Source organism: Streptococcus acidominimus, from assembly GCF_001921825.1.
Taxonomy (GTDB): Bacteria; Bacillota; Bacilli; order Lactobacillales; family Streptococcaceae; genus Streptococcus; species Streptococcus acidominimus.
The window spans coordinates 74,406-83,498 of record NZ_MSJL01000003.1 but is presented as its reverse complement, the minus strand read 5'-3'; the positions used below and the strand labels follow the sequence as shown (position 1 = coordinate 83,498).

General features: G+C 42.5%; 8 protein-coding genes. 1 reads left to right on the top strand and 7 read right to left on the bottom strand.

From position 1 onward, the window contains the following. Window positions 1–283: 283 nt before the first annotated feature. From BU200_RS01260 to gla, 3 genes are all read right to left on the bottom strand, one after another. Window positions 284–1,222, bottom strand: coding sequence for a serine hydrolase domain-containing protein (locus BU200_RS01260; protein WP_075098421.1), 939 nt, complete (start codon window positions 1,220–1,222; stop codon window positions 284–286). Beyond that, complete coding sequence (locus tag BU200_RS01255; protein WP_075098420.1) at window positions 1,219–1,956, bottom strand: CppA N-terminal domain-containing protein; 738 nt, start codon at window positions 1,954–1,956, stop codon at window positions 1,219–1,221. The genes BU200_RS01260 and BU200_RS01255 overlap by 4 nt, the downstream gene beginning before the upstream one ends. 451 nt (window positions 1,957–2,407) lie before the next feature. Further along, a complete protein-coding gene (gene gla, locus BU200_RS01250) occupies window positions 2,408–3,259 on the bottom strand; it encodes an aquaglyceroporin Gla (protein ID WP_075098419.1) in 852 nt (283 codons plus the stop codon). Between the two features lie 92 nt (window positions 3,260–3,351). Here gla and BU200_RS01245 point away from each other — a divergent pair, with 92 nt between their 5' ends. Next, the gene (locus tag BU200_RS01245) at window positions 3,352–5,622 is read left to right on the top strand and encodes a Xaa-Pro dipeptidyl-peptidase (protein ID WP_075098418.1); all 2,271 of its coding nucleotides are present in this window, start codon (window positions 3,352–3,354) and stop codon (window positions 5,620–5,622) included. A gap of 313 nt (window positions 5,623–5,935) precedes the next feature. Here the strand turns inward: BU200_RS01245 and BU200_RS01240 are convergent, their stop codons facing one another. From BU200_RS01240 to BU200_RS01225, 4 genes are all read right to left on the bottom strand, one after another. Then, a complete protein-coding gene (locus BU200_RS01240) occupies window positions 5,936–7,096 on the bottom strand; it encodes an SIS domain-containing protein (protein WP_075098417.1) in 1,161 nt (386 codons plus the stop codon). Window positions 7,097–7,396: 300 nt separating this feature from the next. Next, complete coding sequence (locus tag BU200_RS01235; protein ID WP_075098416.1) at window positions 7,397–7,606, bottom strand: hypothetical protein; 210 nt, start codon at window positions 7,604–7,606, stop codon at window positions 7,397–7,399. A 186-nt stretch (window positions 7,607–7,792) separates the two neighbouring features. Next, window positions 7,793–8,176, bottom strand: coding sequence for a hypothetical protein (locus tag BU200_RS01230; protein ID WP_075098415.1), 384 nt, complete (start codon window positions 8,174–8,176; stop codon window positions 7,793–7,795). A gap of 2 nt (window positions 8,177–8,178) precedes the next feature. After that, window positions 8,179–8,760, bottom strand: a complete 582-nt coding sequence (locus BU200_RS01225; RefSeq protein ID WP_075098414.1) for a toxin-antitoxin system HicB family antitoxin — start codon at window positions 8,758–8,760, stop codon at window positions 8,179–8,181. Window positions 8,761–9,093 lie beyond the last annotated feature (333 nt).

The window sequence follows — 9,093 nt, the reverse complement described above, 5'->3', positions numbered from 1 at the left end:
ACGAAAACTTCCTTTTCTTTATTTCCAACCTCAAACAGTCTCTCCCCAGACTGTTTTGACGAAAACTTCCTTTTCTTTATTTCCAACCTCAAACAGTCTCTCCCCAGACTGTTTTGACGAAAACTTCGTTTTCTTTATTTCCAACCTCAAACAGTCTCTCCCCAGACTGTTTGAGCTAGTACTAAAAATAAACTAAACGGCTATAATCGATATCCCATTGAAAACCAGTCACTTCCAGACAAGCTCAAGAAATAATAAGGAAGCACATCAGACGCAATAAAAATTAAGAATCGAGCGTTTCCTCTAGAGCTGCCACAATCACTCGATACAGCTCTCTGCGTTTCTCAATCCACAAAGGGCGGTCGTCCTCATCATAGGTGCGATTGGTGAGAAAAATGGCGGCTAGCTGCTTTTGAGGATTGATCAAAAGAAAGGGACCCGTATAGCCTGTATGGTCTAGCCAACCACCGTCTTCAAGGTTCCAGACAACAGAGCGAGGTTTTGAAGGACTGATGTTTTGTGCCAAACTTCTCGCAAAATCCTCTTTCAGATAATGCTCGAGAAAGAGTTTCAAATCCCCCATAGTTGAAAATAAGCCTGCCGACCCACAGTGTACTCCCAAGACCTTGGCCTTGGGATCATGGACCACTCCTGCCAGCTCTCCTTTTACAGTTGGAACCGCCGTCTCAACTGGCCCAAACTGGGTCTCTGCCATGCCCCATGGTTCAAAGATACGCTCCTGCAAAAGGACATCTAATGGCTGTCCCAGCAGCTCTTCCAGCATAAAACCAAGTAAAATCAGATTGATATCCGTATAGCGAAAGATCTTATCAGCGGTCACCCGAATCCTCTCAATAGCCTCCTTGAACCCTTCAAAATCCAAGCTGTCACGGTTGGGAATATAGGGGTCAATACCCGTTGTATGAGTGACTAATTGGCGAATGGTGACAGTCTCATCATGAAATCGGGGATAGTAGGTCTTTAAGGACTGATCCAGTCCAATCCTCCCCTCCCGCAGTAAAAAAAGGAGGATTGTACCTACTCCGACAACTTTTGAAACAGATGCCAGATCATAGATCAATCCCGTTTGTGTGGCTCGTTTTTCTTCACTATCGCCTAAATAATAGTCTTCCCACTTGCCGTGGTAGTAGAGGGCTAGACTTGCTCCTCGATACAATTTGTCAGCTATTTGCTGGTCAATTTTTTCTAAGATCGTCTTCATTTTTCAAACCACAATTCAATATTACTCCTATCAGCCGTCTGCAAAAAACGTTCTTTCTTATCCTTGAAGAAAGGAGCCGTCAATTTCGCTTCCAACTCTGACCAGTCCATATCTGCAGGGACAGGAATACGCAAGCTATCCAAGTCCCACGTCGTTTCTGCTGCAACCAATAGGTCCTCTCCTGCTGCTTCACGGAAGTCCAGTATTTCTTGACCCGGCAGTAAGGCATCATAAAAGGCACGACTTTCTGCAGGCTGCGGTGTATTGATGATTACTTTTTCAACCGAGAAAGCTGTCAATTTCTCAAAACCATCTAAGGAACGAAAGGCTACTGGTGGCAAGATCTCAACGAGGTCTGCCAGATCCTCTTCTGCGTGGAGTAAGAAGCAATCATTTTCCGGCGAAATACTTTCAAAAGCATAGCCCTTGAGCCCTTTATAGAGCTTGGTAAAGGTTGCACCACCTGCTAACAAGGCCTCAACCTCTGCGGGATTCTTCACCCGAATCACGATTTGGTGGAGCTTTTTCACACCTTTCACAGCGCGTGTCCGCATGCTTGGAGACTCAATCAAGACCAGTTTTATCTCTGAACTTTCCCTATCTCCAAATTCTGCGAAAGCAGAATCTTCTAAATAGGTCTTAAACCCAAGATTATCTTCTAAAAATCGCTGATTGGCTCCACGATTGTTAATCCGAATAGCTGGAATCATCTTCTTCATTTTTATCGTATCCATTTCCCTTACTTCGTACTTCTCTATTGTAATGGAAAACGGTAAAATTTACAACTAATTGGCTATACATCTAGGGCAAAATCTCCTACTCCTCAACTGCCACTTGACCAGCCCCAACTCCCTACTAATGGTCATCAAAGGAAGAGGAAAGTAAAGCCACACTTACCCAGACCCTTGATGAGTGAGGGAGTTTTTAGCCAGTTCCAGATTTCGATTTTTATAGAGCCCAATTAGTCCGAAAAATAAACGAAAAGAGGCTGAGAGCCCAAAGCCCAGCCCGAACCTAAAATTATAGTCATTTAGTTTATCTTTTATTACTTCGTTAACTCGTCTTGCTGTACTTCAGTACTACCTGCGACTCGTTGCCTAGTACTAAAAGTAAACTAAACAACTATAAAAGAATGGGGAAAATCCAACTCTTGCGAGTTTCCGATTTTAGCCCACTCTCTTACTTTTATCCGTAGATTAGTTTGTAAAGTGCCACGGCACTGATACCTGCTGCGATTGGTGCAACAACTGGTACCCATGCGTACCACCATTTTGAGTCTGCTTTCGCTTGACCAAGAACCGCTTGTGGCAACAATTGGTGCAAGATACGCGGACCTAGGTCACGGGCTGGGTTAAGCGCTGGACCAGTTGGACCTCCGACAGCCGCTACAAGCGCCATTACCAAGAAACCAAGTGCCAAGTGAGACACGTTCAAACCTGGACTTAAAAATTGGCTCATTTGGACTTTCAAGGCTGGTTCGGATAAATCTACTCCTTGTTTTGCTGCAAAGCCAAGCACTTCTGCACCAAAGTAGTGTTTAGTAATCGCCATTGCGCCGAAAAACAAGACAAAGGAACCGAAGAACTCATTCAAGAATCCGTTGATCCATGAAGCTTTACGACTAGCCACTGTACCGTCATCAAGGGCTGAAATCGTTGAGAATGAACCCAAGACATGGTTTGGATTTTCTGTTTTCAAGAAGTAGGGACGGTAGATACCGACAACGACCGCTTGACCAGCAATCGCACCGAGTATTTGTGCTGCGATATACCCTGGAACCAAAGCCCAATCAAAGTAACCAGATACGGCTAAACCAAGAGTGAAGGCTGGGTTGATGTGGTTTCCTGAAACGTTTCCGAACATCAAGGCCGGCATCATCACCGCCAAACCATAACCGATTGCAATCAAGATCCAACCTGAGTTGTTTCCTTTTGTGCCTTTCAAATCAACATTTGCCACTGTTCCGTTTCCTAAGATTATGAGCAGAGCTGTTGCAAGAAATTCTGTAAGGTACTTAATATGTACTGCTACATCCATTTTGTCATATCCTCCAATAATTTTTAGACAAACACTATTGTATCAGCTATAATAGGTAATGTAAAGAATTATTTTATCATTTAGGAGAATGTATGCGTTTTAATCAATTTTCTTATATCCCAACACCTCAGGAAACCATGCTGAAAGAGTTGGTGGATCTGGGATTTTCTCTTCATCCTGAAAGAAGTGACAAGGAAAACTTGGCACACTTTGTCCGGAGGGTCTTATTTTTACCAGCAAATACGGACATCGCTCTGTCTAACCTCCTTGCAGACTGGGAGACTGACCTCCTGACCTTCCTTCAATCAGATGAGGAATTGACCGAGCCCATTTTCTATCAAGTAGCCTTTCAGCTACTCGGATTTGTCCCTGGTCTCGATTATACTAATGTGATGGAATTTGTCTCTAACAGCCAATTTCCGATACGCTCGCACAGTCTGATCGAAAATCTCTACCAGTTGCTCGCAACACGAACAAAGTCCGGCAATACCTTGATTGACCAGCTGGTCAGCGACGGATTTATCCCCGAAGACCAAAACTATCATTTCTTCAATGGGAAAGCACTTGCGACCTTTTCAACCAGCAAGCTAGTCCGCGAGGTCGTCTATGTCGAAACGCCTGTTGACACCAGTAAGGCTGGCCAGACCGACCTAGTCAAGGTTTCCATTTTACGTCCTCATTTCGCAGGGAAGATTCCTGCCATCATCACCAATAGCCCCTATCACCAAGGAGTAAACGACCAAGCGAGCGACAAGGCCTTACATAAGATGGACGGCGAACTAGCCATCAAAGAAGCTAGACGGATTGAACTAGAGCAAACCAGCATTACAACCGTAGCGACAGATGAGCGCACACTTCCTGTCAGCAAGGCGACAGAAAAGCTCGGTCATATCGGCTCTTACTCGCTCAATGATTATTTCTTGGCACGCGGTTTTGCCAGCATCCACGTTTCAGGTGTGGGAACCCTCGGCTCAACAGGTATGATGACCTCTGGGGATTATCAGCAGGTATATAGCTTTAAGGCCGTGATTGATTGGCTCAACGGTCGCGCAAGAGCCTATACAGACCACACTCGCTCACATATAGTCCTTGCTGATTGGGCAAGCGGAAAAGTAGCGACAACAGGACTTTCCTATCTGGGGACTATGTCCAATGCCCTTGCAACTACCGGAGTAGAGGGACTAGAGGTCGTTATCGCCGAGGCGGGGATCTCTTCTTGGTACGACTACTATCGGGAAAACGGACTTGTGACAAGTCCGGGAGGCTATCCCGGCGAGGATCTGGATAGCTTAACTGCCTTGACCTACTCAAGAAGTTTACAGGCAGGCGATTTCCTACGAACCAAGTCCCAATACCAAGCCGCATTGGAGACAGAAAGACAAGCACTCGACCGTACATCAGGCGACTACAATGCCTACTGGCATGACCGTAACTACCTCCCTCATGCAGACAAGGTTCGGTGTGAAGTTGTCTTTACCCACGGCTCACAAGACTGGAATGTCAAGCCGATTCACGTCTGGAATATGTTTCATGCCTTGCCAGCAGGAGTATCCAAGCACCTCTTCTTCCACAATGGCGCTCACGTCTACATGAACAACTGGCAGTCCATTGATTTCAGGGAGTCAATGAATGCCTTACTGACCCAAAAATTACTCGGACTGGATAACCATTACCTACTTCCTCAAATCATCTGGCAAGATAATAGTATGGAACAAGGCTGGACGGAACTGTCCCTGTTCGGAGGACAAAACGAGCAGACCTTCTCTCTCGGAAATGAGATTCGCACGATTCAAAACCAGTATCCCGAAGATAGATTTGTCAGCTACGGCAAGGCCTATCCATCCTTCCTCAAAGACCTCTTTGAGGACAAGGCTCAACAGATTACAATTGATCTCCCCCTTTCAGAAGCACTGCACCTAAACGGGCGTGCCTGCCTCAAGCTCCGGGTCAAATCAAGCGTGGCTAAAGGCCTCTTGTCTGCACAGGTCTTAGACCTAGGTTCTGCCAAACGTCTGGCTCCACTTCCTAGTATGAAAGCCCGCTCCAGTCTGGACAACGGTCGTTTCTACGCTATCGAACACCTGATGGAGCTCCCATTTGTAGAAAGCCCCTACCGCGTCATCACGAAAGGGTATCTCAACCTCCAAAACCGCAGCAATCTCTTAACGATTGAAGAAGTTCCTGCCAATGAATGGATTGATCTGGAATGGGAATTGCAGCCGACTATTTACAAGCTAGGTAAGGATAGCACCCTCCGTATCGTCCTTTATACGACAGACTTTGAATGCACCATTCGCGACAATAGCGACTGGCAGCTCGACATTGATTTAAGCCATTCGACAGTCAGCCTACCACATGAATAATACCCAACGAAAATCAAAAATAAAGGTTGGAGATAAGATTAGCGAATCTACTCTCCTATAAGTCTAAGTAGTTGACATAGTTCAAGTGATTGATAAGACCTCAACTGTTCTTTCTTGTTAAGGGAACGGGCTCTATAAAAAGCCTAAAAAGGAGCAGGCCTTGAGCCAGCTCCTTTTTCTATTCAATTCAGTAGCCCTATATTCAAAGAAAATCAGAGAATACGATTGTCAACCTAAAGTCATAGTCCAAGAAGAAAGTAATTAAAATAGGGTAAAGCGAGCCCATTCCTCTGGAAAACAACCTTTTTGAATCCTACAAGGGATGAATGGTAACTCCCTGTACGACACGGTTAACAGTACCAGTTGGAGATGGTGTGTCTGGGAGATTTTTACATTTTATAGCGGTCATAATGGCAAATGTTTGACCAAATAAAATGTACGGGAAGGTCAAGAATACATCTGGTAATTCCGCCCCACCTTCGGCAAGAACAAAGTTCGGAGCCTCCGTTGCAAGTTTATCCGTCGATAAGACCACCATGCGAGCTGCAATCTGATCGCCATAGACCTCATTGACCAAATCCACATCATATTGTCTTGTGTAGGCGTCGTTTGAAGCAAAGAGCAGGACAATCGTCTTCTCATTGATGAGTGATTTTGGTCCATGACGGAAGCCGAGTGGCGATTCATACATGGTCGCAATTTTTCCAGCGGTCAATTCCAAAATCTTCAATTGAGCTTCATGGGCAAGACCATAAAAGCCACCTGCCCCTAGGTAAATCACACGCTCAAAGTCTAGGTTCACCAAGTCCTGTACATCATCTTCGCGATCTAGCACATCCTGACCAAGGCGGGCAATGGTATCTACCCAACCTGCTTTCACTTCTACTGCTTCTGGCGAGAAGACGAGCAGGGCTGTCAATGCCATACAGGTATAGCTACCTGTCATTGCAAATCCTTTATCATTTGACAAGGCAGGCTGAAGCAAGAGAAGACTTGCCGCATCGTCCGCTGCTGCCTGTGCTAGTTTTCCTTCTGGCGCACAGGTAATCGTCACTTGATACAAGGTATCGACTAATTGTTTTGCAATCTCAACAGCGGCTAAACTTTCTGGAGAATTTCCGCTCCGTGCAAAGGAAACAAGGACAGTCGGAATATCTGCCTGTAAATAATCATAGGGGCGACTGACAATCTCAACCGTACCAACTGTTACAAAACGGATATGTTTCGTATCGTTGACCCGATTCAGATGATTGGCAATGCTTTGACCCACAAAATCAGATGTCCCTGCACCTGTAAAGATGACCTGAACAAAGTCATGCTTAGCCTTAATAGCATCCAAAAATGCCGTAATCGCTTCTAACTTATCATGGTAAAGCTGATAAGTTTCTTTCCACAAGCCTGGTTGCTGATAAATCTCCGGTGCTGTAATCACCGCACCTAGTCTTTCCAGGTCTTCTTTTGGTAAATGAAACATAGAACCTCCTTTTTTAGTGGTTATAACCAGTTTCTTTTATTATACTCTATAAAAGCGCTTTCGTCAATATAAAACATGTTAATATATTAAAAGTCCCCCTTCTGTTACTGGCACTACTTCCCTGCATCAAAATATGGTATAATAATACCGTATCAGCTCGATATATAATGTTTATAATAAAGGAGAACTACACACTATGATGAACATGCAACAAATGAAACTCCAGCTTTTCATTAATTTTAAATAGTTTTGAAAAACTTGTAAAATCAATGTTTCTAACGGGTTGGTTTCTACTAATTTTTAATGAATTTGAATACTTTTGAATTTTTTTGCCCCAAAATTGCCCCATGAAGACCTTTCTAAAGGGTCTTTTTTAGCTCCCATTCTAAAATCTCTCTCATAGTAATCCAGATTGCCGTCCAGCCAATGGTGGATTATTTTCAGCGAACCAATGACTATATCTAAATCAGATATCAAATATTCGTATTCATCTAAAATGTCGTTTCTCATTTTACGCCCTCCTCATCTAACCAATTCGCCAAAAATGCCAAAAATTCGATTTTGGAAATAAAAAAAATTTAAATATTTTTTCAAAAATTGGTAAAATCATCAATTTGATAAAAATAAGTCCAGTATAAAAAACACCAGCACAAGGCTGGCGTAGGAGTTATGAAAAATTTTTAGGATTGGATAGGTCTAATCTTGATTAAAATTCATATTAGGAATTTGAACTGCTCCATACGCTCCCTCAGAAAACAAACCGACATATAACCTGAGCTTTTCTATCATTGGTTCGACAAGCGCTTGTTGAAATTCACCATCTTGCGAAATATCCTCGGGCAAATCCGAAATTAAGACAGAATATACAGCATCAATTTCTGCATCAACTTGGTACTGGTTATCTGGATAAGAGATTATCATCTTCATTAAAAGAAGCTGATTCTCTTGCCCTTCCTCTCTATCAGGAAGACCCACATTAACAGATGCCCTCCCCTCATTTTCTTCTCCTCTTGTATTGCCAATATTAAATTCGAATTTACTAAATGCAATTCTTCTTATTTCTATATTTGTTGACTTCATTCTTAATCTCCAATAAAACCTGAAATTACTTTATTATTAAGTAGCCTACTATCAGGCATATTCTGCTCCTTATACGGTTGTATTCTTTTAGATTGATTTTTCAAGGTGAAATAAATATGTTGCTCTGGAACAGAAACTTTTTCCTCAATAGTTTTACTAAATCGCTTAGTCGTATTTTCAATTTGATTAGCTAGCTGTTCAATAACATTATGAGTTTGCTTGAGTAATCCATCGTTAATTAATTGTACTATAGTTTGATTTAAGCTAACACCTTCAACTTCAGAACGTTCTTTAATATTCCTATGTAGCGTTTTGGGCATCCTTAAAGTTACTTTTCCGCTATAGTCTTCTAAGGAATCCTCAATAGGTTCTTTAATCTCTCTACCCCACTCAAGATTCGCCTCAATCCAGTCCGCCTTCGCTAATTCAATTTCTTCATAAACCTCTTCTAAAGACTCACCATAAACAATCAAGCCTGGCAATTCTTTAATAGAAGCAGTGAATAATAATTCACCCTCATCATAAATTTTTTTAATTAAAATCGGATAGCTCAATCCAAGATAATATTCTTTATCTTTCATCATTTAAACCTTCCTCCAATTCTATCACTTTCTCAATCATTTTTATAACTTCCCTTACATAGACCGGCTTTATCGGCTTATGTCGCGGTATTGGATAGCTCTCTTCTAATAAAGCATGAGAGGTTATTGAATGATTGGTTCCTTGCTTCCACATAAAACCGTATTTTTTACACAGAGCTTCTAAGCGTTCAGGGGGTAACAGATTTGGGGTTATTTTTTATTTTTTGCAAATCCTTTTCTTTTCCCATGACATACCTCGTTTATTTTGACACCACATATAGTATCACACTAATTATATACCAAAAAAATAATGATTGCAACTTCTTTTAATTTAAA

Coding starts and splice junctions, on each gene's coding strand:
- BU200_RS01240 (WP_075098417.1), bottom strand. CDS start 7,096: ATGTTTCATTTACCAAAAGAAGACCTGGAAAGACTAGGTGCGGTGATT.
- BU200_RS01255 (WP_075098420.1), bottom strand. CDS start 1,956: ATGGATACGATAAAAATGAAGAAGATGATTCCAGCTATTCGGATTAAC.
- BU200_RS01235 (WP_075098416.1), bottom strand. CDS start 7,606: ATGAGAAACGACATTTTAGATGAATACGAATATTTGATATCTGATTTA.
- BU200_RS01245 (WP_075098418.1), top strand. CDS start 3,352: ATGCGTTTTAATCAATTTTCTTATATCCCAACACCTCAGGAAACCATG.
- BU200_RS01230 (WP_075098415.1), bottom strand. CDS start 8,176: ATGAAGTCAACAAATATAGAAATAAGAAGAATTGCATTTAGTAAATTC.
- BU200_RS01260 (WP_075098421.1), bottom strand. CDS start 1,222: ATGAAGACGATCTTAGAAAAAATTGACCAGCAAATAGCTGACAAATTG.
- gla (WP_075098419.1), bottom strand. CDS start 3,259: ATGGATGTAGCAGTACATATTAAGTACCTTACAGAATTTCTTGCAACA.
- BU200_RS01225 (WP_075098414.1), bottom strand. CDS start 8,760: ATGATGAAAGATAAAGAATATTATCTTGGATTGAGCTATCCGATTTTA.